Here is a 23,224-nt window from a genome sequence, read left to right as displayed (position 1 = left end):
CGGCGCGCAACGTTCGCCGCTAAAGTTACACCCGAAACCGCCGTTATCCGTGCCGAGCCCCTCCCTCGTGAGCCACCGCATCATGCCCGTCCTGCCGCAGGCCGCCGTCGATGGCGACCTGGCCGATCCGCTGCCGCAGCGGATCCTGCTGGTCGAAAACTCCCGCGCCTTCACCGGCATGCTGCGCGAGGCCATCGAGCAGCGCCTGGAACTGCCGGTGGTGATCGCCTCCACCCTGGCCGAGGCCGACCGCCTGCTGAGCGAAGGTGGCGGCTGGTTCCTGGTACTGACCGGGCTGGTCCTGGCCGATGGCGACCGCGACGCGGTGGTCGAGTTCTTCCTCAAGCGCGACCTGCCCACCGTGGTGGTCAGCGGCGTCTACGACGAGGACCTGCGCAAGCGCGTGCTGCAGCAGCAGATCATCGACTACGTGCTGAAGAACACTCCCGGCAGCATCGATTACCTGGTGTGGCTGGTCCAGCGGCTGGAGCGCAACCGGCGCATCGCCGCGCTGGTGGTGGACGACTCACCGTCCGCGCGCGGTTACGCCGCAGCCTTGCTGCGCATGTACGGCCATGAGGTGCACGAAGCGGCCGATGGCAACGAAGGCCTGGCCGCGATCGAGGCGCATCCGGCGATCCGCCTCGCCGTGGTCGACCAGGAAATGCCGGGCATGCAGGGCGTGGAGTTCACCCGCCGCCTGCGCACCCTGCGCTCGCGCGACAAGGTGGCGGTGATCGGCATCTCCGGCAATACCGATGCATCGTTGATTCCGCGCTTCCTGAAGAACGGCGCCAACGATTTCCTGCGCAAGCCGTTCTCGCGCGAGGAATTCTTCTGCCGGGTCTCGCAGAATGTGGACCAGCTGGAGCTGATCGGCACCCTGCAGGACCTGGCCACCCGCGATTTCCTCACCGGCCTGCCCAACCGCCGCTGCTTCCTGGAGCAGAGCCAGCGCCAGCTGCCGCAGCTGCAGCTGCACGGCCAGTGCGTGGCGGTGGCGATGATCGACATCGACCACTTCAAGCACATCAATGACACCCATGGCCACGAAGCCGGCGACGATGCGCTGCGCGCGGTGGCCGGCGCGGTGGCCACGCATGCACGCAGCCACGACCTGATCGCGCGCTTCGGCGGCGAGGAATTCTGCCTGCTGGTGCCGGACATGGAGCAGGACGAGGCGCTGCTGTACTTCGAGGAGCTGCGCCAGCGCATCGCCGCGCTGGAGGTGGACATCGGCACCGCCACGCTGCGCATGACGGTCAGCATCGGGCTGTGCTGCCTGCGCCCGCAGCGCGATGCACTGCACCGGCTGATCTCCGAAGCCGACCGCCAGCTGTACCTGGCCAAGGCCGGTGGCCGCAACCGGGTCAGCTGCACCACGGTCGCCAGCCCGCTGCGCCCACGCGAGCCGGCGCTGCCCTGACCGGTACGCTTTGATCCAGATCAACGCCGCCCGCGCCGGGCGGCTCTACAGTCGGCCCCGACATACGCATGAAGGGGAGCCGGGGATGGCACTACTGGTCTGGCAGGATGATCTGAACATCGGCATCGATGTGATCGACCAACAACACCGCCGCATCATCGAAATGCTCAACCACCTGCACGTGGCCCAGGCCAGCATGCAGCGTGCCGCAGTGGGTGAAGTGATCGACGAGGTGGTGGACTACACCATGTCGCACTTCGCGTTCGAGGAAGAGCTGATGGAGGAAGCGGGCTACCCGTTCTGTGCCGCGCACAAACGCGTGCATGAGGTCTTCATCAAGCGTGTCTCGGAGTACCGCATGCGCTTCCAGGCCGGCGAGGACATCAGTGACGAGCTGCGCACCATGCTCTCGCGCTGGCTGTTCAACCACATCCGCGGCGACGACCAGGCCTATGCCGAACAGGTCAAGGCGCACCTGAACCAGTTCGCCCGCGAACACCAGGGCGGCGGCTGGCTGGGTCGCACGCTCAAGCGCTTCTTTGGTTGAGCCGCAGCGCGCGCCGGTGCAGTGCCACCAGCGCGCACAGGGTCGCCACCGCAGTCAGGCACAGGTAGTAGCCGACCGCGACCAGGCCGAAGCGTTCGGCCAGCCAGGTGGCCAGGTACGGCGCCGGTGCCGCACCGAGGATGCCGGCCAGATTGAAGGACAGCGAGGCACCTGTGTAGCGCACCTCCACCGGGTAGATCTCGGCCAGGAAGGTACCGCAGGGGCCGTAGGTCAGCCCCATCAGGAACAGGCCCAGGCACAGGAAGGCGGTGACCAGCCACGGGCTGTGCGGCTGGAACAACGGTGCGAACAGTACGCCGAAGCCGACGATCAGTACGCTGGCAACAATCATCGTGCGCCGCGTGCCCCAACGGTCGCCATAGCGCGCCGACAGCGGGATGCCCAGCGCGAAGAACAGCATGCCGGCCATCTGCATCAGCAGGAACTGCTCGCGGCTGTAGCCCAGCACCGCGGTGCCATGGCCGAGACTGAACACCGTCATCAGGTAGAACAGCACGAAGGTGGCGAACGCACCCAGCGTGCCGAGCAGCATCGGTACCGGGTGGTCACGCAGTACCGTCCACATCGGCAACCGCACCGGCGCCTTGCGCTCCAGCGCCTTCTTGAAGTCCGGCGTCTCGTGGATGTTCAGGCGCACCCACAGGCCGAGGCCGACCAGCAGCGCGCTGGCCACGAACGGAATGCGCCAGCCCCACTGCAGGAAGTCGTTCTGGCTCAGGCAGCGGCCGAGCACGAGGAAGATGCCGGCCGACAGCAGGAAGCCGAGCGGTGCGCCCAGCTGCGGGAACATGCCGTACCAGGCGCGCTTGCCCGGCGGCGCATTCTCGGTGGCCAGCAGCACCGCCCCACCCCACTCGCCGCCCAACCCCAGGCCCTGGCCGAAACGGCACAGCGCCAGCAGCGCCGGCGCCCACAGCCCGATCTGCGCATGGGTCGGCAGCAGGCCGATCAGCACCGTGGACAGGCCCATGGTCAGCAGCGCGGCGACCAGGGTGGCCTTGCGGCCGATGCGGTCGCCGAAATGGCCGAACACCGCCGAGCCGACCGGACGCGCGATGAACGCCACCGCGAAGGTCGCCAGTGACTGCAGCAGGGCCGCCTGCTCACTGCTGTCCGGAAAGAACAGGTGCGGGAACACCAGCACCGCGGCCGTGGCGTAGATATAGAAATCGAAGAATTCGATGGTGGTGCCGATCAGGCTGGCCAGCAGGACACGACGGGGGGAATTCACGGGCGGCGCGGCAGCAGTGATCGTCGACATCGGCAACACGGGTAACGGCGGATCGCCCGATTCTGCCACGGGCCGATGGCCGCACGGGACGATGGTTTCAGCCGACACCGATGCCAACGGAATTTTTCCGGCCGCCGGCTAGGCTGCGCCACCGGTCCCTGCATGGATGCCTTGCCCATGGCTGCAGTTGCGTTGTCATGCTCCGATTCGCCGAAGCTGCCGCGGATGGCGGCATGGCTGGTGGTGCTGCTGGTGCATGGCGGGCTCGCTCTGTGGCTGCTGGACAGCGGCCGGATCGAACTGCGTAGCGGTGAGGGCCCGCGGATCTCGCTGCATTGGCTGCCGCCGGAACCGCCGGCGCCGGCACCTCAACAGCCCGCCTTGCCCTCCGCAAAGATGACGCGTCCGGCCGCATCGATGATGCCCCGCCCTGCCCCGGTTGCACAGGCAGAGAGCGCCCTGCCTGCCCCGGGGGACGTGGCTGCAGTGGCGCCACTGGTCCTGAGCCTGCCTGCGGGCAGCATCGACGGTGGTGACGGCATCAGCGCAGCTGGCGTGGCGCCGCGCCTGATCGGTCGGCGCGAGGTCCATCCTGCGTTCGGGCCTCGCCGCAATTACTTCCGGATCCGTCGGCAGATGAGCCCCGAGCAGATCGTGCATGGCGTGGCGCAACTGCTGGGGCTTTGGCCGCCGGGATACATCGTCGACCCGTGCGAACTGGGTAAACAGGACATGGACTATTTCCAGAACGCGGTCGAAGAAGCCGACCGCGACATGCTGCGTGCGGCAGTGCTGCAGGTGAGTGCCCGCTGCCGGTAGCTCGACGGCTGTCTGCCTTCTGTAGAGTCGAGCAAGGCTCGACTGCTCTTCGCGAGAAGCAGTCGAGCAGGGCTCGACGCTACAAAGAACGAACAGCGGTCAAGCCGCCACGTCGTTACAGCTGGATCCAGGTGGCCTTGATCTCGCTGTACTTGTCGAACGCATGCAGTGACTTGTCGCGCCCATTGCCGGACTGTTTGTAGCCACCGAACGGTGCGGTCATGTCGCCACCATCCCAGCCGTTCACCCACACGCTGCCGGCGCGCAGCTGGCGTGCGACGCGATGGGCGCGGCCGAGGTCGCGTGTCCACAGGCCCGCCGCCAACCCATAGCGGCTGTCATTGGCCACGCGCACTGCCTCCGCTTCATCCTCGAAACCAAGTACCGCCAGCACCGGGCCGAACACCTCCTCGCGTGCCAACGCGTGGTCCGGACGCACCTGGTCGAACACCGTGGGCTGCACATAGCAGCCGCCGGCCTCCACCTCGGCCCGATGGCCGCCGAGCAGCAGGCGGGCGCCCTCGCCTTCGGCCCGTGCGATATCGGCCAGCACCTTGTCCGCGTGCGCGGCATCGACCAGCGCGCCCATCGGTGCATCGGCCTCCAGTGGATGCTGCGGCTGCATATGCTGGCCGTAGGCAATCACCTGGTGCACGAAGTCCTCACGGATCGAGCGCTGCACCAGCAGCCGCGAGCCGGCGGTGCAGACTTCGCCCTGGTTGAAGAAGATGCCCTGCGCCACGGCCTTGGCCGCTGCGTCCAGGTCCGGTGCGTCGGCGAACACCAGGTGCGGGCTTTTGCCACCGCATTCCAGCCAGACCCGCTTGAGGTTGGACCGTCCCGCATGCTCCAGCAGCTTCGCGCCGGTGGCGGTGGAACCGGTGAAGGCCAGCACGTCCACATCCATGTGCAGCGCCAACGGTTCACCGACGCGCGTACCGTGGCCTGGCAGTACGTTCAGCACGCCGTCCGGCAGGCCCGCCTCAGCGGCCAGCGCGGCCAATCGCAACGCACTCAAGGGCGACCGCTCGGAAGGCTTGAGCACCACCGAATTGCCCATGGCCAGCGCAGGCGCGATCTTCCAGCAGGCCATCAGCAACGGAAAGTTCCATGGCACGATCGCTGCGACCACGCCGGCTGGCTCGCGCGTGACCAGGCCCAGCTCGTGTGGGCCAGTCGGCGCGACTTCGCCGTACAGCTTGTCCACCGCTTCGGCGGTCCAGCGCAGGCAGCGCACCACGCCGGGCAGGTCGATACGGCGTGCGTCGCGCACCGGCTTGCCCATGTCCAGGGTTTCCAGCAGGGCCAACTCATCAGCGTGCTTTTCCACCAATGCCGCCAAGGCCAGTAACACCCGCTTGCGATGGGCCGGGCTGGCCTCTGACCAGTGGCCCGCATCGAAGGCACGCCGCGCCGACCGCACTGCGCGCTCTACGTCCTCTGCATCGCAGTCGGCGACCACCCCCAGCACGCGCCCATCAATCGGGCTGATGCAGTCGAAGCGCGCGCCGCTGGCAGCGTCGGTGTAACGACCATCAATGAAGGCCTGTGCGGGTATCGAAAGCTGCTGGGCCAGCACCTGCCAGTGGCTGCGGTCGGGAAAGTCGGCCATGTCGGGCTCCTCGGAACAGTTTCCCCGGTTATACCGGCGCGGCCGCGACTCCGCCGTGACGTGGCTGCGCTACATTTCCCCCATCGGACCCGATGGAGCTGGCATGAAGCGTTCCGCGAGCGACCTGCACGATCTGGCTACCCAACGCCCGGAGTCATTGGAGGCGTACTGGATGCCGTTCACCGCCAACCGCCAGTTCAAGGCCGCGCCGCGTTTGCTGGTGCGTGCCGAGGGCATGCACTACGAGGATGTCGACGGCCGCCAGATCCTCGATGGCACCGCCGGCCTCTGGTGCTGCAACGCGGGCCATGCCCGCCCACGCATCGTCGAGGCCATCGTCGAGCAGGCACGCACGCTCGACTACTCGCCGGCCTTCCAGATGGGCTCACCGCCGGCCTTCGCGCTGGCGCAGCGACTGGCCGCATTGGCGCCGACGCCACTGAACCATGTGTTCTTCACCAGCTCCGGCTCGGAGGCGGTGGATACCGCGATGAAGATCGTGCTGGCCTACCACCGCCAGCGTGGCGAGGGCCAGCGCACGCGTTTCATCAGCCGCGAGAAGGCCTACCACGGCGTGGGCTTCGGCGGCATGGCGCTGGGCGGCTTGCCCAACAACCGCAGGGCGTTCGGTCTGCAGCTGGGCGGCGTGGACTACCTGCGCCACACCCTGGACCTGCAGCGCAATGCGTTCAGCAAAGGCCTGCCGCGCCAGGGCGCCGAGCTGGCCGATGACCTGGAACGACTGATCGCACTGCATGACGCCTCAACCATCGCGGCGGTCTTCGTCGAACCCATTGCCGGTTCCGCCGGGGTGATTCTGCCGGCGCCGGGCTACCTGCAGCGCCTGCGCGAGCTGTGCGACCACCACGGCATCCTGCTGGTGTTCGATGAGGTCATCACCGGTTTCGGCAGGGTCGGCATGCCATTCGCCGCACAGCGCTTCGGGGTCACCCCCGACCTGCTGACCTTCGCCAAGGCGGTCAGCAACGGCGCAGTGCCGCTGGGCGGCGTGCTGGCCAGCGACGCCGTGCATGCAACCCTGATGCAGGCACCGCCACAGGCCATCGAGCTGTTCCATGGCTATACCTGTTCGGGGCATCCGCTGGCCTGCGCGGCCGCACTGGCCACGCTGGAGGTCTACGCCGAGGAGCGCCTTTTCGAGCGCGCCATCGAGCTGGGCGAGTACTGGCAGGAACGGCTGCATGCGCTGCAGGGCCTCCCCAACGTGATCGACATCCGCAACTTCGGCCTGGTCGGCGCGGTCGAGCTGGCGCCTCGCCGCGATGCGCCGGGCAGCCGGGGCTACGAGGTCTATCGGCGCTGCTTCCACGACGGCGGGCTGCTGGTGCGCTGTACCGGTGACATCATCGCGCTGTCGCCCCCGCTGATCGTGGACAAGGCGCAGATCGACCAGATCACCGGCACGCTGGGCGAGATGATCCGGGCCACTGCCTGAGCCCTGGCCGGCGGCGGCGAGCGGGTACAATGGGCGGTTCCGCTCCTGCTCGCTGCCGTGCCCATGGATATCGTCGTCAAAGAAGAACTCAAGGCCTATATCGACCCGCTGACTGCGGACGAACATGACGCGCTGGAGCGCAGCATCCTGGCCGAGGGCTGTCGTGACGCGCTGGTCCTGTGGGGCAACGTACTGGTCGACGGCCACAACCGCTTCGGCATCTGCCAGAAGCATGGCCTGCCCTTCAACACCGTACAGAACACCCGCTTCCAGAGCATGGAAGACGTGCACCTGTGGATGATCGAGCAGCACCTGGGCCGTCGCAGCGTGTCCGACTTCCAGCGCGGCGTGCTGGCGCTGCGCAAGCGCGACATCCTGGCCGCCCGCAAGCAGATCGAGCAGGCGCAGCTGCAGCGCGAGAGCGATGGCACTGCCGACGTCACCGATGAGGCCGGTGAAGACAGCCCGCCGTGGGAACCGGCGCCGAAGATCAGCCGCGCCGAGCTGGCCCGCGAAGCCAAGCTGAGCACCAGCCAGGTTGGCATGATCGAGCGCATCCACGCCCAGGCCGCGGCCGAGGTGGTGGAAGCGGTCAAGGCCGGCGTGATCTCGATCAGCGCCGCCGCCGCCGTGGCTGACCTGCCGGAAGAAGAGCAGCGCGCCGCCGCCGCCGGTGGCAAGGACGAGCTGAAGCAGGCCGCCAAGCGCGTGCGCGAGTCCAAGCGCAAGCCGCGTGCGCCGAAGCCGGAAGCAGCCGAGATGGATTTCGAGGAGGCAAATGAGGACGAGATCGCCAGCCGCGATGCCGAGGTGCTGTCGGCGCTGGAGCAGCTGGGCGAGGACGCACCGGCGCTGCGCCGTCGGGTGGTCGCGCTGACCCGCGAGAACGACACCCTGCGCGCGCAACTGGCCGCGCTGCGCAAGCAACTGGAAGCGCTCTGAACCAAGGGGTAGTGCCGGCCGCTGGCCGGCAACGCCATGAACGTATCGGGTGCGTTGAGGTTGCCGGCCAGCGGCCGGCACTACCAGATGCTCATGCCGTGCCGGTTAGACTTCCGGCATGACGTCTGCCAACGACCCGCGCCGCGCTCAGCTGCGGCGCCTGAAAGCCCTCGCGCTGGGCCTGCTGCTGTTGATGCTGGCCGGTTTCGCGGTCAGCCACTGGCAGGGCGAGCGCGGCATCTGGGCCTGGGTTTCGGCGTTCTGCGAGGCCGCAGCCGTGGGCGCACTGGCCGATTGGTTCGCCGTGGTCGCGCTGTTCCGGCGGCCGATGGGCCTGCCGATCCCGCACACCGCGATCATCCCGCGCAGCAAGGAACGCATCGGCGACAGCCTTGCGCTGTTCGTGCGCGACCAGTTCCTGGAGCCGGGCGTGCTGCTGGCCAAGCTGCAGGTGTTCGATCCGGCCAGCCGCCTCGGCAGCTGGCTGGCCGACCCGGCACGCTCGCGCATGCTGGCCGACATGGCCCGCGGCTGGGCGCTGCAGGCACTGGATTTCTTCGACGAAACCGCCGTGCGCCGGCAGCTGCACGGCTTCGTTGTGCAGCAGTTGCGGCAGTGGAATGCCGCTGCCACTGCCGGTGAGCTGCTGGCCCTGCTGACCGCCGATGGTCGCCATCAACGCGTGCTGGACGAAGGCCTGCAGCGGCTGGGCCGCTGGCTCGAGCAGCCCGAGGTGAAAGAACGCGCCTCGCAGCTGATCGTGCGTTACATCCAGCGCGAATGGCCGACGCTCTCGAGCACGGTGAACTGGGTCAAGCCGATTGACGAGATCGGCGACAGCCTGGCCGAGCGCTTGGCCCGCGCGGTACTGGAAGAGCTGCAGCAGGTACTGGCCGAGCCGCAGCATCCGCTGCGCCAGGACTACGAGAGCTGGCTGCAGAATTACGTGCAGCGCCTGCGCGAGGACCCGGCCCTGGCCGAGCGCATCGAACAGCTCAAGCAGGAAATGATCGACCATCCGGCCCTGCAGGACTACGTGCAGGGGTTGTGGGCGCGCATCCACGCCAGCCTGCGCGCGGACCTGCAGCGCGAGGACTCGGCGCTGGTCGGCCACCTGCAGCGCAGCCTGGGTTCGCTCGGTGCCAGCCTGCAGGCCGACCCGGCGCTGCGCGAGGCCCTCAACCAGCACCTGCTGGAAGGCGCGCAACGCCTGACCGGCCGCCTGCGCGAAGGCGTGACCACGCATATCGCGCAGACCGTGAAGGGCTGGGACGAGCGCCATCTGGTGGAACAGCTGGAACTGAGCGTGGGCCGCGACCTGCAGTTCATCCGGTTCAACGGCACCCTGGTGGGTGGCCTGATCGGCCTGCTGCTGCATGCGGCGACAGTGGTGTTCAGGTTCTAGGCCTCAACGCGCCCCTCGGGTCATCACGCTTGATTCATAAAATGCGAATGCCTATCATTTACTGATCGGTTGTACGCTTAGCCAATCGGGTGCGGAAGACGCACCCATCGCCCGTGTACATCCCCGACCTCTGGACTGCCCGTCTGCGCGGGCCGTGCTTTGTCGATGGGACACGCTGGGCGACATGCGCAGGGCGCAAGGGGGCCGCGGACGCGTTCCATCCCCTCTCCTACCTGCAGGAATGCCGTGGACCGCTCGCCCGCAACCGCCAGCCCCCGCACCGTCTTTTCCAACCCGCGCTGGGGCGTGCTGTCACGCTCGTTGGCCGCGATCTTCGGCGGTTACGCGCTGGCTTCGGTGACCAGCGTGTTCTGCGCCGTGGCCCTGCCCGGCGCACGTGGCCAGACCGTGCTGACCGGCATGCTGCTGGCCATCCTGGTCGCCGCCTGTGCGGCACTGTGGGCATTCGCCACCCGCAGCGCGCTGCGCGCCTGGGTCGGCATCCTCGCGCCCGCGCTGCTGATGGCCGCCATTGCGCGCCTGATGGGGGCCTGGGCATGAAGAACGGATTCCGCCAGTCGATGGCCTGGCTGCACACCTGGACCGGGCTGCTGGTTGGCTGGTTGCTGCTGCTGATCTTCATGGCTGGCACGGCCAGCTACTACCGCGAGGAAATCAGCCGCTGGATGCGTCCGGAACTGCCGTCCAGCAACGTCAGCATCGACGTCGCCGCACAGCGCGCGGTGGACTACCTGCAGGCCAACGCCGCGCAGGCCGAAAACTGGTTCGTCACACTGCCGCAGCCGCGCAACCCGGCCATGCAGATGTTCTGGCGGTTGCCGCCGGAACTGGCCGATCCCAGCCGTGGCCGCCGCGGTGGCTTCGGCGACGCCACGCTGGACCCCAACACCGGCCAGGCATTGAAGGCGCGCGAGACCCGCGGCGGCGACTTCTTCTACCGCCTGCACTTCGACCTGCACTACATCCCGGTGCTGTGGGCACGCTATCTGGTCGGCTTCTGCGCGATGTTCATGCTGGTGGCGATCATCACCGGCGTCATCACCCACAAGAAAATCTTCAAGGACTTCTTCACCTTCCGCAAGGACAAGGGCCTGCGTTCCTGGCTTGATTTCCACAACGTCAGCGCGGTGATGGCCCTGCCCTACCACGCGATGATCACCTACACCGGCATTGTGACGTTGATGATCATGTACCTGCCGTGGGGCGTGAAGGTGGCCTACCCGCAGGACGAGGACCAGTTCTTCGTCGAGGCCTTCGGTGGCATGCCGGAGGTGACCGCACCGGCCGAAGGCCGCGCCGCGCCGCTGCCGATCGCACAGCTGTTGGACAGCGCACGTGCACACTGGCACGGCGTGGAAGTGGCCGGCTTCACCGTATCCAACCCGGGCGCGGCCAATGCGGTGATCGACATCCGCCAGCGTGACGGCAAGCGCCTGTCCACCGACACCCCGGCCGTGCGCTACGACATGGTCAGCGGTGCGCTGCTGGAAGAGACGCCACCGTCGGGCGGAGCTACCGCGACCCGTGGCGTGCTGTATGGCCTGCACCTGGCCCGCTTCGCCGACTGGGGCCTGCGTGCACTGTTCTTCCTGTCCGGCCTGGTCGGCTGCCTGATGGTCGCCAGCGGTGTGGTGCTGTGGGCGGTGAAGGAACGCCCGAAGCATGCCAAGAGCGGCCGCACCGGCTTCGGCCTGCGCCTGGTCGATGCGCTGAACATCGGCACCGTGGCCGGCCTGCCGATCGCCTTCGCCGCCTACTTCTGGGGCAACCGCCTGCTGCCGCTGGACATCGCCGAGCGCTCGAGTGCGGAGGCCAACGTGTTCTTCTACGCCTGGGCCGGCGCGCTGCTGGCCGCCTTCATCTGGCCGAAGCGGATGATGTGGGCGTGGCAGCTCTACCTGGGCGCGGCCGCGTTCGCACTGGTACCGGTGGTCAATGCGCTGACCACGCATGCGCACCTGGGCAACACCCTGCGCAACGGCGACTGGGTATTGGCTGGCTTCGATCTGTCGATGATCGCGTTCGGCGCGATGCTGGCGCTGTGCGGTTGGCGCATGCAGCGCTGGACGCCACCGCTGAGTGCGGCCGAGAAGAAGAAGCGTGCGGCCGCTGCGGCTGCGCCGAAGGCATCGGTGAACACTGCAGAAGCGGCCGAAGCGGAGGCCAGCGCATGATGCTGCTGGCGCTGACCCTGTCGTTCTCTGCGTTCACCGCGTTGTCGCTGGCGATGGAAAAGCACCAGCACGATCTGCACGGCAAGGCTGCAGCCCCCCCGGCACGGCGCGAGCAGTGGCGGGTACTGGGCTGGGTACTGCTGGCGGTAGCGTTCGCACTGTGCGTGGCCGACCACGGCTGGGCGATTGGCCCGGTGCTGTGGCTGGGAACGATGACACTGGGCGGTCTGGCGCTGTCGTTCGGGTTGTATCCGTACCAGCCGAAGTGGATCGTGCCACTGGCGATCGCGCTGCCGGTGTTGGGGCTGGTGGTGGCGTTGCTGTAGCCGGGCCACCGGGGTCGGATCCCTTTCGCGAAGCGCAAGGGCTCTGACCCCTGGTACGTAGATCCAGATGGGGTCAGAGCCCCTGCGCTTCGCGCAGGGGATCCGACCCCGGGCGTCGTGTTACCCCAACCGCTTCAGCTCCCACGCGCGATGGATGCGCGCGTTGCGTTCGAAGTCCGGGCCGATGGTGCGCGCGGTGATCTCGCGGCACTGGGCAAATTCGGCAATGGCGTTTTCTTCCAGCTTGAAGCGGCGGAAGTTGTTCGAGAAGTACAGCACGCCCCCCGGGGCCAGCCGCGCCACCGCCGCACGCAGCAGCTTCAGCTGTTCGCGCTGCACGTCGAAGTCATCGGCGCGTGCGGAGTTGGAGAAGGTCGGCGGGTCACAGAAGATCACGTCGTACTGGCCACGGTCACCTTCCAGCCAGGCCATCGCATCGGCCTGCACCAGAAGGTGCTGGTTGCCGCCCTGCCCGTTCAACGCCAGGTTGTCGTAGCACCACTGCAGGTAAGTGGCCGACAGGTCGACGCTGGTGGTGCTGGCGGCACCAGCCACGGCGGCCTGCACGCTGGCCACGCCGGTGTAGCAGAACAGGTTGAGGAAACGCTTGCCACGCACCTGCTCGGCCATCATCCGGCGCAGCGGGCGATGGTCGAGGAACAGGCCGGTATCGAGGTAGTCGAACAGGTTCACCTGCAGCAGTGCGTTGTTCTCGCGCACCACGATGAATTCATCTCGCTGCTCGAAGCGGCCGTACTTGCTGCCGCCCTTGCCGCGCTCGCGCGACTTCATCGAGACCTGTTCCGGCGGCACGCCGAACACTTCGCGCGCGGCAGCCAGCAGCTCGTTGCGGCGGCGGCGCACGTCGTTCTCCGGAATCGCGGCCGGTGCGGCGTATTCCTGCACGTGCAGGAAGGTACGGCGCTTGCCACCGTCTTCCTCGTAGACGTCGATGGCGGCCGCGTATTCCGGCAGGTCGGCGTCATAGGCACGGAAGCAGGTGATGTGCTCGCGGGCGCGCCAGCTCTTGAACTTCTTCAGGTTCTTGCGCAGGCGGTTGGCCACCATCTGCGCACCTTCGCTCAGCTCGCGCGGTTGTGCCGGATCACGGCCCGGCACGGCAATCGGATCGCAGACGATCAGCGCGCATTCCAGCGCACCGTTGAACATCTGGTACTTCTTGCTGGCGCGCAGGCCGGTGGCGAAGGCCAGCTCGTCGTTGCCGCACAGCAGGCTGGCACGCCACTGCGGCACCGCCTTCTGCAGGGCGTTGCCCAGTGCGCGGTACAGCGCCGGATCCGCAGCCAGGCGCTCGTCGTAGGGCGGGTTGCAGACCACCGCACCGATCTCCTGTTCGGGCGCGGCCAGGTCGGCAACGTCGGCACGGGTGAAGCGGATCGCATGAGCGACGCCCGCGACCTCGGCATTCTCGCGTGCCGCCTGGATCGCGGTCGGATCGATGTCGCTGCCGTGGATGACCGGCTTCAGCGCGGCCAGGCCGGCGGCCTCGCGATCGCGTGCTTCGCTCTGGAGGGTCTTCCAGGCCGCCTTGTCGAAGCCCAGCCAACGGCTCGGCGGCAGGCTGCCGTGGCGCATCAGGCCCGGGGCGACGTCGGCGGCCATCAGCGCGCCTTCGATCAGCAGCGTGCCGCTGCCGCACATCGGGTCCAGCAGGCCGCCACCGGCGGCGTGCAGGCGCGGCCACTGCGCGCGCAGCAGCAGCGCGGCGGCCAGGTTTTCCTTCAGCGGTGCCTCGTGGGCGGCGCCACGCCAGCCACGGCGATGCAGCGGGCCACCGCCGAGGTCGATCGACAACGAAGCGCGGCCCTTGCGCAGCGACAGGTTGACGCGCACATCGGGCAGATCGGTGTTGACCGAAGGGCGCTCCAGGCCTTCATCGCGCATGCGGTCGACGATGGCGTCCTTGATCCGCTGCGCGGCGAAGCGGGCATGGGTGATCTTGTCGCCGGACACGTGTGCGTCCACCGCCAGGGTCATCTCCGGCTTGATGTGCTCATGCCACGGCAGCGCACGCACGCCGTCGTACAGAGCCTGCTCGTCCGGGCAGTCGAACTCGTCGATCGGCCACAGCACGCGGCTGGCCAGGCGCGACCACATCACGATCCGCAGCGCCTGCTCCAGTTCGCCCTCGGCGTTGACGCCGGCAATGGTGGCAGTGGCCTTGCCAAGGCCCAGGGCCGACAGTTCATCGGCAAGCAGGTATTCCAGGCCCTTGGCGCAGGAGACGAAGAATTTCACGGGGTCGGTTCGCAGGTGGTCGGGCGCGGCACAGGGGCCGGGCCGGTCGGAAAGGAGGGCCGTAGGCACGGCCGGCAGGCCCGCGCCAGGGGCGGCGGGCCTGCCATTGTAGTCAATGCGGGCGGGCGCGCCGTGCGCCCGGGCTTCACAGTTGCCGCAACAGGCGCTCGAAGGCCTGCGCGGAGGCCTCCACGTGGCGTTCCAGGCGGTGGCCGTCGTCGACCAGCAGCAGCTGCGCCGAACGCGCCTGCGCCCAGGCGATCACCCCGGCGGCCGGGACCACATCGTCATGCCAGGCCTGCACCACGGTGGTCGGCACGGCGGCGGCATCCAGCGCCGGCATCGGGCCCATGGTGGTCGGCGGCACCATCAGGAACAGGCCGGCCACCGGCACCTGCAACGAGGCGATGGCGGAGATGTAGGCGCCCAGGCTGGAGCCGGCCAGCACCACCGGCCCCTGCCGGGCAGCGATGGCGGCGCGCTCGACCAGGCGGCGCAGGCGGGTCGGCACGTCGCCCACCCGGCTGACCTCGCTCATCGCGTCCAGGTCGGTGTAGTCGGGGCGCTCGTGGGTCCAGCCCAGGCGCTGTGCCACCTCGGCCAGCGCGGTGACCTTGGTCGCCTCCGGGCCGCTCTCGAAGCCGTGGGACAGGATGCAGTGGCCGCGGCTCATGCGCGCGCTCCGTGGGCGCGGGCCAACCAGGAAAGAGAAGGCAGGTTCATGCCGCAATGCTAGCATCGCCGGATGCCCAACCCGCTCCTGCCCGGCCTGCAGCTGCAGCCCCTGCCCTACGAAGACCGCCTGCCACTGCGCGACCCGGCCACACTGGAGATGGTGGTGATCCACTGCACCGAGCTGCCCGACCTGGCGATGGCCCGCGAGTACGGCGAGCGTGTGCTGTACGACAGTGGTGCCGGCAACAGCGGGCATTTCTACATCGACCGCGATGGCAGCGTGGTGCAGTACGTGGCACCGGAACGGGTGGCCCACCACGTGCGCGGCATGAACGCGCATACGCTGGGTATCGAACTGGTCAATACCGGGCGCTACCCGCACTGGTTCGACAGCCGTCACCAGGCGATGGACGAGGCCTACACCGAGGCGCAGCTGGAAGCGCTGGAGCAGCTGCTGTTGGCGCTGGTGGCACGCTATCCGTCGCTGCAGCGGATTGCCGGGCATGACCAGCTGGATCGGGAGCAGGTGCCGGCCAGCGATGATCCGACGCTGATGGTGGCGCGCAAGCGTGATCCGGGGCCGTTGTTCCCGTGGGCGCGGGTGCTGGCGAAGGTGCCACTGCAGCCGGTTGGGTAAGTGGCAGGGCTGCGCCCTGCACCCGCAGAAGCAACGTCAACGTCAACGTCAAGAGCTGGCATTCCGGGGGATGGCGGGGTGGGTCCGGTTGCGGGGGACGCCGTAAACCCGTCCATGGGGGCTTGGCCGCGGCATCCATGCCGCGGACACCCCCGCAACCGGCCCCACCCCGCCTTCGACAGATTTCTGCCGCTGTTGGTGGGTGCCGACCTTGGTCGGCACGGGGTCAGAGCCGTTTTCCGTTGGAAAACGGATCCGACCCCGCGCTTCTCAGGCGCCGGTCGCCACCGGGCGGCTGCTGTCGTTCACCCAACCGCTCCAGGAGTCGGCGTAGATGCGTGCGCCGCTCAGGCCTGCGCTTTCCATCGCCAGCAGCAGGTGGCAGGCGGTCACGCCGGAGCCGCACATCAGCACCACCTGCTGCGGATCACGGTTGCCGATCACACCCTGCAGCTCGACGCGCAGTTCCTGTGCATCGCGCAGCCGGCCGTCGGCGACGTTCAACGCAAACGGACGGTTGACCGCGCCGGGTACGTGGCCGGCGACCGGGTCCAGCGGCTCGACTTCGCCGCGGAAGCGTTCGCCCGCGCGTGCGTCGACCAGCCAGCCCGGCGCGTGCTTCAGGCGTGCGCTGATCTCCTCGGCATTGGCGATCTGGGCGGTGTCGAAACGGCCCGGGTAAGCCGGCAGCGCGGTCACCTCATCCGGCCCCGTCGCCAAAGGTTGCCCTGCGGCCTGCCACGCGGCGATACCACCATCGAGCACGGCCACCTTGCTGTGCCCGATCAGGCGCAGCAGCCACCACAGGCGCGAGGCGGCCATGCTGCCGTCGCTGCCGTCGTAGACCACCACCTGCGTGTCAGGACCGATACCCCACTGGCCGAGCTTCGCGGCGAAGGCATCGCTGTCCGGCAGCGGATGGCGACCATGGCCGACGCGCGACAGATCGGACAGGTCACGATTCAGATCGGCATACACCGCACCCGGGATATGACCTGCCAGGTACTGGCCGCTACCCGCCTGCGGATCGGCCAGCGAGGAACGCGCATCAACCACGCGCACCGCGGTGCTGGCGGTGGCGCGTGCGTCGACCACGCGGATGCCCTCGCCCAACGCGGCAGCCAGGGTGGCGACATCGACCAGGGTGGTCCACGGCGGATCGATCAGGTTCATTGCACTTGCTCCAGGCGGCGACGCAGGTTGTAGAGAATGGCCGCGGTGGCGCCCCAGATGCGCTGGCCGGGCCAGCTGTACTCAAGGACGTGACGGATGCGGCCGCGATGGTTGATTTCGACCTGGCGCAGGTTGTCCGCCGCCATCAGGTAGTCCAGCGGCACCTCGAACACCTCGGCCACTTCGCTGGGCTGCGGCACCGGCACGAAGTCCGGATCGACCACCGCCACCACCGGGGTGACCCGATAGCCGGTGATCGTCACGAAGGGATCGAGATAGCCCAGCGCCTGCACCTGGCCCGGAGCCAAGGCGATTTCTTCCTGGCTCTCGCGCAATGCTGCCGCCAGGGCGTCGCGGTCGTCGGGCTCGGTGCGGCCGCCGGGGAATCCGACCTGGCCACCGTGCGTGCGCAGGGTTTCGGTGCGACGGGTGAGGATCACCTGCGCGCCACTGGCGCGCGGCACGATTCCCGCGAGCACGGCCGCTTCCACCGGAGGCCCGGGCGGCAGCAGATCGATCAGTTCGCTGCGGTTCCAGCCATCGCCGGCCGGCGGATCGGCCAACGGATGCAGCGCGCGCATCAAACGTTCGTGGTCGGCCAGCGAGCCGCGCAGTGATTGCTCGAGCTGCGCCCGCAACGGCTGCACGCGATGCAGGATGCGACTGCGTTCGTCGTTGCTCATCGACGACCACCGTGCGATTTCATCGATATGACGCCCGCAGCCGGTGCACTGCCGGTGCGGATCCAGCGTGCACACTCCGATGCAGGGACTTGCGACAACACGCGCCGTTTCTTCCATTGTTTGCACCCGGCAACAGTAGCGCGAACGGGCTGAATTTGCGCGGGTGGGCCGGTCGGACGGTAGAGTCGACTGTCAGTCGACTCGCGCGCGCAGCGCGGGCGTTTCCCCGATGTGACCCAAGAGCAGTCGACTGACAGTCGACTCTACCGTCAGGCACTGCGCAAACAAAAACGCGCCGGTGGAATCACCGGCGCGTTTGGTTTACTGCTTCGATTTACTTGACGCTGACCAGCTTGATCTCGAACTGCACAGCCACGTTCGGCGGGAACGGGGTGCGCGGGTCCGCACCGTAGGCCTGGTCCGGCGGCAGGGTGACTTCCCACTTCGAGCCGGCCGGCATCTGCAGCAGGGTCTCGCGCATGGCCTTCATTTCGACTTCGCTGACCTTGATCGACGGGATCTGCTGGGCCGGGCGGGCTTCGGTCGGGCGCTGGCCGTACGGGAACGGACCGGCCACTTCCAGCTGCACGGTGCTGGCCTGGGTCGGCTTGGCACCCTTGCCGGCTTCGATCACGCGGTACTGGACGCCGCTCGGCAGCGACTGCACGCCGGCCTTGGCCTTGTTCGCCGCGATGAACTGATCGCTCTTGGTCTTGTTTTCGGCAGCAGCCTTCTCGTACTCGGCCTTGGCAGCCTGGGCACGGCCCTGCTCGCGCTTCTGGAACGCTTCAACGGCCGGCTTCAGCTGCTCGGCGGTGATCGCCGGCTGCTTCTTGGCGTAGGCATCCTGCAGGCCCTTCACCACCGAGTTGATGTCCAGCTGCTCACCACGACCGGTCAGCTCCGCCAGGTTGTTGCCGTAGTCGTAACCGAAGTAGTAGCTCAGCTTGCCCTTTTCGGACGAGACGTCCTGGGCGAAGGCATTGCCCGTCAGGGCCAGGGCCGCGACGGCGACCGCGATAGAACGCAACTTCATCAAACAGTTCTCCAGGGGTGGTAACTCAGGGACGTTCTGCGCCGCCCTGAGGCGACGGGTTAGGATAACGGGCGCAACGTGTAACCGCTACTCACGATGCAGGCTATGACCCGTCTGCGTTCGCGGAGTTCAATATCACTTTTTTTTAACGTTCCAGGAGTTTCCCCGTGGCCGATGCCCTGATCGCTGTCACCGACGACGGCGCCATCCGCACCGTGACCGTCCAGCGCCCGGACAAGCTCAACGCCCTGAACGCCGCGACCCTGCAGGCCCTGGCCGAGGCCTTCAGCGCCGCCGCCGCAGACCCGGAGATCCGCGTGGTGGTGCTGACCGGTGCCGGCCCGAAGGCGTTCGTGGCTGGCGCTGACATCGCCGAGATGAACACACTCAGCGCGGTTCAGGGACGTGATTTCTCGCTGCTGGGCCAGGCCCTGATGCGCCAGATCGAGCGCATGCCCAAACCGGTTATCGCGCGCGTGAACGGTTTTGCCCTGGGCGGCGGCCTGGAACTGGCCATGGCCTGCCACCTGCGCATTGCCGCCGATACCGCCAAAGTCGGCCAACCGGAAATCAATCTTGGGCTGATTCCCGGCTTCGGCGGCAGCCAGCGCCTGCTGCGCCTGTGCGGCCGCGCCGCCACCCTGGAGCTATGCCTGCTGGGTGCACCGATCAATGCCGCACGTGCGCTGGAACTGGGGATCGTCAACGAGGTGGTACCGGCCGACGCGCTGGACAACCGCGTGCAGGACATCGCCCGGCAGCTGGCACGCTCGGCGCCGCTGGCCCTGCGCGGCCTGCTCGATGCGGTGCACGTGGGCGGCGAATGCAGCCTGGAAGCCGGGCTGGAATACGAAAGCGCACAGTTCGGCCTGCTGTTCGCCACCGAGGACATGCGCGAGGGAACCAGCGCCTTCCTGCAGCGCCGCCCGCCGGCCTTCCAGAACCGCTGACGCCATGGCATCCCGACCCAACCCCGCGCAGCTGTTTGCCCGGGTCCAGGCAGACGATCTCGACGGCGCCCTGCAGGCCGGGCTGATGGACTATGTCGCCCGCGCCGACGACGCGCGGTTGCTGCCCGGCCACCCGGAACTCCCGCAGCGGTTGCAGCAGGCCCAGCAGCAGCTTCAGGCCGCCTGGGCGGCACGCGAACGCTACCGCGCCCGTGCGGTGCGACTGGCCCGCCGCGAAGCCGAACGCGACGCGCGGCGCACGCCCGCCCCGGCGCCGGACGTGAAGCCCGCCCTGCCCGCCGCAGCCGCCGCCATCCTCGCCCGGGCCAAGGCCCGCGCCAGCGGCAAGGAGCAGTAATGGCGACCACGAAGAAAACCGCACGCGCCCCGGCGCGGCGTGGCGGCACGATGCCGCGCGCCGACGTGGTGGAGATGTTCACCCGCCTGCGCGAACTCAACCCGCACCCGAAGACCGAACTGGAGTACAGCTCGCCGTTCGAGCTGCTGGTGGCGGTGGCGCTGTCGGCGCAGGCCACCGACGTCGGCGTCAACAAGGCCACGCGCCGCCTGTTCCCGGTGGCCAACACGCCGGCGAAGATCCTCGCGCTTGGCGAAGAAGGACTGAAGCAGTACATCGCCACCATCGGCCTGTTCAACGCCAAGGCGAAGAACGTGATCGCCACCTGCGCGATCCTGCTGGAAAAGCACGGCGGTGAAGTGCCGCGCGATCGCGATGCGCTGGAAGCACTGCCGGGCGTGGGCCGCAAGACCGCCAACGTGGTGCTCAACACCGCGTTCGGCGAGCCGGTGATGGCGGTGGACACGCATATCTTCCGCGTCTCCAACCGTACCGGCCTGGCCCCGGGAAAGAATGTGCGCGAAGTGGAAGACAAGCTGGTGAAGGTGATCCCCGCCGAGTTCCTGCTCGACGCGCATCACTGGCTGATCCTGCACGGACGTTATGTGTGCAAGGCGCGCAAGCCGGATTGCCCGGGATGCGTGATCGCCGATCTGTGCCGGTTCAAGGACAAGACCCCGGCCGAGTGACGGCCGCATCCATGCAGGGCGTGGATCGACTGCAACCAAGGCGCAATCCGGGCGTCATACGCAAGCGGGTTCAATGGCAGGCCCTGCCGTGACGGGGCCTGCGGTGGATGTCTGCCGCGCGTGAACTGTCACATTTACGCAATCTTTACCTTCTAGCCTGCGCGCATCTTCCCACCTGCCTGCAAGGCTCCTCTCCATGAAACTGCATCACCAACTCCTGACGGTGGCCGTGGCTGCTGCGCTGTATGTGCCGGCTGCACACGCCGAAGTCGCCATCGACGTGATCGGCGGTTCGGAAATCACCTTCGAAGGCCTGGTCCAGGCCGATGGCAACTGGTTCCACAACGATGTGGTCGACCTCAACGGTGGCGACGCCGGCAACGGCAAGAACAGCGAATTCGAACTGCGTCGCGCCGAGCTGGTGCTGAAGGGCAAGGGCCCGGGCAACGTGGAGTGGGTGGTCGGCTATGACGCCAAGGCCGACAAGTTCCTCGACACCAACGTGAAGTACAAGCTGCTGGGCAACGCCAACCACTTCCTTCAGCTGGGCCAGTTCAAGCAGCCCAACAGCCTGGAAGAACTGTCCAGCACCAAGAACAACGATTTCATTTCCAAGGCAGCGGTCACCAACACCTATGCCATCGCCCGCCGCCTGGGCGGCGCGTACAGCTACGGCCAGGACAACTGGTCGGTGACTGCCAGCGCCTTCGGCCGCGAGCTGACCCGCAACCTGGCCCACGGCAGCGGCTACGGCGCGCGTGGCACCTGGGCCCCGATCAATGAAAAGGGCCAGGTCCTGCACTTCGGCCTGAGCTACGTCAACTACGACACCGACGCCGACACCCTGCGCGTGCGTGCACGTCCGAATGCCGACCTCGCCACTGCCCGCCTGGTCGACAGTGGCAACCTGACCGACACCGACCGCGTCAGCACCATCGGTGCAGAAGCGATGTACTTCCAGGGCCCGTTCAAGGCACAGGCCGAGTACTACACGAGCAAGGCCAAGCGCTACGACCACGACAACTACACCAGCGACGGCTATTACATCAGCGGCGTGTGGAACGTCACCGGCGAGACCTGGAGCTACAAGGGCGGCACCCCGGGCACCGGCCTGCCGAACAACCCGGCCGGCGGCCAGTGGCAGCTGGGCGTGCGCTACGACCACATGGACCTCAATGACGGCAACCTCGCCGCCAACCCGGTTGCCGGTCGCCCGCCGATCGTCGATGGCGTGCTGGGTGGCAAGATGGACATCTGGACCGTGGGCGCCAACTGGTACCTGCGTTCCAACTTCAAGCTGATGCTCAACTACGTGATGGTCGACAGCAAGAAGTACAGCTCCACGGCGCGCGGTTTCGTCAACGACGATCCCAACATCCTGGAAGCCCGCGCGCAGTTCTTCTGGTAAGTCCAGCCCCCTGCGTTGACCCGCGAAGGCACGGCCCCGGCCGTGCCTTCGTCGTTGCATCGGTAGCCGCGCTGCCCTGCCGGCGCAGCGGACGTGACATCGCTAATGACGCGTGTCACGCCCGCGTCATATGACAGACGCGGGGGTGTCACGCAACCGTTATGGAATGTGCACCGAAACGTCGGGCAACCGCCCTTCGACCACCACCCCAGGAGTCTCCCCGTGATCCACGCCTTCAAGTCGCGCGCCGCTGTCGCCATCCTGGCCGCATCGTCCGTGTTCGCCGCCAACGCCGCCGATATCACCGGCGCGGGCGCATCGTTCATCTACCCGGTCATGTCCAAGTGGTCGGCCGACTACAGCACCGCAACCGGCAACAAGGTCAACTACCAGTCCATCGGTTCCGGCGGCGGCATTGCCCAGATCAAGGCCAAGACCGTTGATTTCGGCTCCTCCGACGCGCCGCTGAAGCCGGAAGACCTGGCTGCTGCGGGCCTGGCGCAGTTCCCGTCGGTGATCGGCGGCGTGGTGCCGGTGGTCAACGTGGCCGGCATCGCGCCGGGCGCGCTGAAGCTGGACGGCGCGGTGCTGGCCAACATCTTCCTGGGCAAGATCAAGACCTGGAACGACCCGGCCATCGCCGCGCTGAACCCGGGCGTGACCCTGCCCAACGCCAAGGTCACCGTCGTGCATCGTTCGGACGGCTCGGGCACCACCTTCAACTTCGTCAATTACCTGTCCAAGGTCAGCCCGGAGTGGAAGAGCTCGGTCGGTGAAGGCACCTCGGTGCAGTGGCCCGCCGGCATCGGCGGCAAGGGCAACGAAGGTGTTGCCGCCTATGTGAAGCAGATCAAGGGCGGCATCGGCTATGTCGAACTGTCCTACGCGCTGCAGAACAAGCTCTCCTACACCGCGATGAAGAATGCCGCCGGCAAGTTCGTGCAGCCGAGCGACGCCTCGTTCGCTGCCGCTGCCGCCAGCGCCGACTGGGCCAACGCCCGCGACTTCTACCTGGTGATGACCAACGCGCCGGGCGCCGAGTCCTGGCCGATCACTGCCACCAACTTCATCCTGGTGCAGAAGACGCCGAAGAATGCTGCCAATGGCAAGGCGACCCAGGAGTTCTTCCGCTGGGTCTACAAGAATGGCGACGCCCAGGCCCGCCAGCTGGACTACGTGCCGCTGCCGGACAGCCTGGTCCGCCAGATCGAGACCTACTGGTCGCAGAACCTGAAGTAAGCAAGCGCGTTCCCCCGCAGGAACGGGGGCGGCGGGTCCTCTCTCCCCCGCCGCTCCCACCCGGGCGCGAGATCCTCGAGATCTCGCGCTCTTCTTGTTTTTGGGGGATTGGTCGTGAAGAGCGCTGCGCCTTCGCT

Annotated in this window: 22 protein-coding genes; 15 read left to right on the top strand and 7 right to left on the bottom strand. The window is 67.6% G+C overall.

The window, feature by feature from the left end:
* The first annotated feature begins 82 nt into the window (after positions 1–82).
* Both AC5P9N_RS08580 and AC5P9N_RS08575 read left to right on the top strand, forming a co-directional pair.
* Entirely contained in the window at positions 83–1,426 is a 1,344-nt protein-coding gene (locus AC5P9N_RS08580; protein ID WP_005408813.1) for a diguanylate cyclase, read from the top strand.
* Positions 1,427–1,511: 85 nt separating this feature from the next.
* Positions 1,512–1,973, top strand: coding sequence for a bacteriohemerythrin (locus AC5P9N_RS08575; RefSeq protein WP_004151683.1), 462 nt, complete (start codon positions 1,512–1,514; stop codon positions 1,971–1,973).
* On the opposite strand, the gene AC5P9N_RS08570 is transcribed toward AC5P9N_RS08575, so the two are convergent.
* Complete coding sequence (locus AC5P9N_RS08570; RefSeq protein ID WP_174842179.1) at positions 1,954–3,246, bottom strand: MFS transporter; 1,293 nt, start codon at positions 3,244–3,246, stop codon at positions 1,954–1,956. The two genes, AC5P9N_RS08575 and AC5P9N_RS08570, sit on opposite strands and share 20 nt — an antisense overlap.
* A 156-nt stretch (positions 3,247–3,402) precedes the next feature.
* Between AC5P9N_RS08570 and AC5P9N_RS08565 the strand changes: the two genes are divergently transcribed.
* Entirely contained in the window at positions 3,403–4,044 is a 642-nt protein-coding gene (locus AC5P9N_RS08565; protein ID WP_043034389.1) for a hypothetical protein, read from the top strand.
* Between the two features lie 115 nt (positions 4,045–4,159).
* Here AC5P9N_RS08565 and AC5P9N_RS08560 read toward each other — a convergent pair whose 3' ends face one another.
* Positions 4,160–5,656 (bottom strand): aldehyde dehydrogenase, encoded by a 1,497-nt coding sequence (locus tag AC5P9N_RS08560; RefSeq protein WP_043034390.1) that lies wholly within the window; start codon positions 5,654–5,656, stop codon positions 4,160–4,162.
* Between the two features lie 103 nt (positions 5,657–5,759).
* Here AC5P9N_RS08560 and aptA point away from each other — a divergent pair, with 103 nt between their 5' ends.
* From aptA to AC5P9N_RS08530, 6 genes are all read left to right on the top strand, one after another.
* On the top strand, positions 5,760–7,112 hold the full coding sequence (aptA, locus tag AC5P9N_RS08555; RefSeq protein WP_043034391.1) for an omega-aminotransferase AptA: 1,353 nt from the start codon (positions 5,760–5,762) through the stop codon (positions 7,110–7,112).
* A 63-nt stretch (positions 7,113–7,175) separates the two neighbouring features.
* Complete coding sequence (locus tag AC5P9N_RS08550; RefSeq protein ID WP_043034392.1) at positions 7,176–8,054, top strand: hypothetical protein; 879 nt, start codon at positions 7,176–7,178, stop codon at positions 8,052–8,054.
* Between the two features lie 118 nt (positions 8,055–8,172).
* Entirely contained in the window at positions 8,173–9,459 is a 1,287-nt protein-coding gene (locus AC5P9N_RS08545; RefSeq protein WP_024958724.1) for a DUF445 domain-containing protein, read from the top strand.
* Between the two features lie 246 nt (positions 9,460–9,705).
* Entirely contained in the window at positions 9,706–10,020 is a 315-nt protein-coding gene (locus AC5P9N_RS08540; protein WP_043034393.1) for a DUF3649 domain-containing protein, read from the top strand.
* On the top strand, positions 10,017–11,654 hold the full coding sequence (locus tag AC5P9N_RS08535) for a PepSY-associated TM helix domain-containing protein (RefSeq protein WP_065183359.1): 1,638 nt from the start codon (positions 10,017–10,019) through the stop codon (positions 11,652–11,654). The genes AC5P9N_RS08540 and AC5P9N_RS08535 overlap by 4 nt, the downstream gene beginning before the upstream one ends.
* Entirely contained in the window at positions 11,651–11,980 is a 330-nt protein-coding gene (locus tag AC5P9N_RS08530) for a DUF3325 domain-containing protein (RefSeq protein WP_065183358.1), read from the top strand. The genes AC5P9N_RS08535 and AC5P9N_RS08530 overlap by 4 nt, the downstream gene beginning before the upstream one ends.
* Before the next feature lie 120 nt (positions 11,981–12,100).
* On the opposite strand, the gene rlmKL is transcribed toward AC5P9N_RS08530, so the two are convergent.
* Together rlmKL and AC5P9N_RS08520 are read right to left on the bottom strand one after the other, a co-directional pair.
* Positions 12,101–14,239, bottom strand: coding sequence for a bifunctional 23S rRNA (guanine(2069)-N(7))-methyltransferase RlmK/23S rRNA (guanine(2445)-N(2))-methyltransferase RlmL (rlmKL, locus tag AC5P9N_RS08525; RefSeq protein WP_065183357.1), 2,139 nt, complete (start codon positions 14,237–14,239; stop codon positions 12,101–12,103).
* Positions 14,240–14,384: 145 nt separating this feature from the next.
* On the bottom strand, positions 14,385–14,912 hold the full coding sequence (locus AC5P9N_RS08520; protein ID WP_024958728.1) for an alpha/beta hydrolase: 528 nt from the start codon (positions 14,910–14,912) through the stop codon (positions 14,385–14,387).
* Positions 14,913–14,984: 72 nt separating this feature from the next.
* Between AC5P9N_RS08520 and AC5P9N_RS08515 the strand changes: the two genes are divergently transcribed.
* Positions 14,985–15,551: an N-acetylmuramoyl-L-alanine amidase gene (locus AC5P9N_RS08515; RefSeq protein ID WP_005412776.1), complete on the top strand. Its 567-nt coding sequence runs from the start codon at positions 14,985–14,987 to the stop codon at positions 15,549–15,551.
* Positions 15,552–15,821: 270 nt separating this feature from the next.
* Here AC5P9N_RS08515 and AC5P9N_RS08510 read toward each other — a convergent pair whose 3' ends face one another.
* The 3 genes from AC5P9N_RS08510 to AC5P9N_RS08500 all read right to left on the bottom strand — a co-directional run bounded on the left by AC5P9N_RS08510 (position 15,822) and on the right by AC5P9N_RS08500 (position 18,443).
* Positions 15,822–16,724 carry a sulfurtransferase gene (locus tag AC5P9N_RS08510; protein WP_099485240.1) on the bottom strand — a complete coding sequence of 301 codons (903 nt, stop codon included), beginning with the start codon at positions 16,722–16,724 and terminating at the stop codon, positions 15,822–15,824.
* Positions 16,721–17,524: a CoA pyrophosphatase gene (locus AC5P9N_RS08505; RefSeq protein WP_099485241.1), complete on the bottom strand. Its 804-nt coding sequence runs from the start codon at positions 17,522–17,524 to the stop codon at positions 16,721–16,723. The genes AC5P9N_RS08510 and AC5P9N_RS08505 overlap by 4 nt, the downstream gene beginning before the upstream one ends.
* 217 nt (positions 17,525–17,741) lie before the next feature.
* Positions 17,742–18,443: an FKBP-type peptidyl-prolyl cis-trans isomerase gene (locus tag AC5P9N_RS08500; RefSeq protein WP_005408797.1), complete on the bottom strand. Its 702-nt coding sequence runs from the start codon at positions 18,441–18,443 to the stop codon at positions 17,742–17,744.
* A gap of 167 nt (positions 18,444–18,610) precedes the next feature.
* Between AC5P9N_RS08500 and AC5P9N_RS08495 the strand changes: the two genes are divergently transcribed.
* The 5 genes from AC5P9N_RS08495 (at position 18,611) to pstS (ending at position 23,087) form a co-directional block, all read left to right on the top strand.
* Positions 18,611–19,393, top strand: a complete 783-nt coding sequence (locus AC5P9N_RS08495) for an enoyl-CoA hydratase/isomerase family protein (RefSeq protein ID WP_012479639.1) — start codon at positions 18,611–18,613, stop codon at positions 19,391–19,393.
* Positions 19,394–19,397: 4 nt separating this feature from the next.
* A complete protein-coding gene (locus AC5P9N_RS08490) occupies positions 19,398–19,751 on the top strand; it encodes a hypothetical protein (protein ID WP_099485242.1) in 354 nt (117 codons plus the stop codon).
* Positions 19,751–20,440, top strand: coding sequence for an endonuclease III (nth, locus tag AC5P9N_RS08485; protein WP_012479638.1), 690 nt, complete (start codon positions 19,751–19,753; stop codon positions 20,438–20,440). The genes AC5P9N_RS08490 and nth overlap by 1 nt, the downstream gene beginning before the upstream one ends.
* Before the next feature lie 196 nt (positions 20,441–20,636).
* Positions 20,637–21,848: an OprO/OprP family phosphate-selective porin gene (locus AC5P9N_RS08480; protein ID WP_005408793.1), complete on the top strand. Its 1,212-nt coding sequence runs from the start codon at positions 20,637–20,639 to the stop codon at positions 21,846–21,848.
* Between the two features lie 222 nt (positions 21,849–22,070).
* A complete protein-coding gene (pstS, locus tag AC5P9N_RS08475) occupies positions 22,071–23,087 on the top strand; it encodes a phosphate ABC transporter substrate-binding protein PstS (RefSeq protein ID WP_012479636.1) in 1,017 nt (338 codons plus the stop codon).
* Positions 23,088–23,224: the final 137 nt, after the last annotated feature.

This window comes from Stenotrophomonas sp. YJH_SMC_6, assembly GCF_059371335.1.
This window is presented reverse-complemented; position numbering and strand designations above follow the sequence as displayed.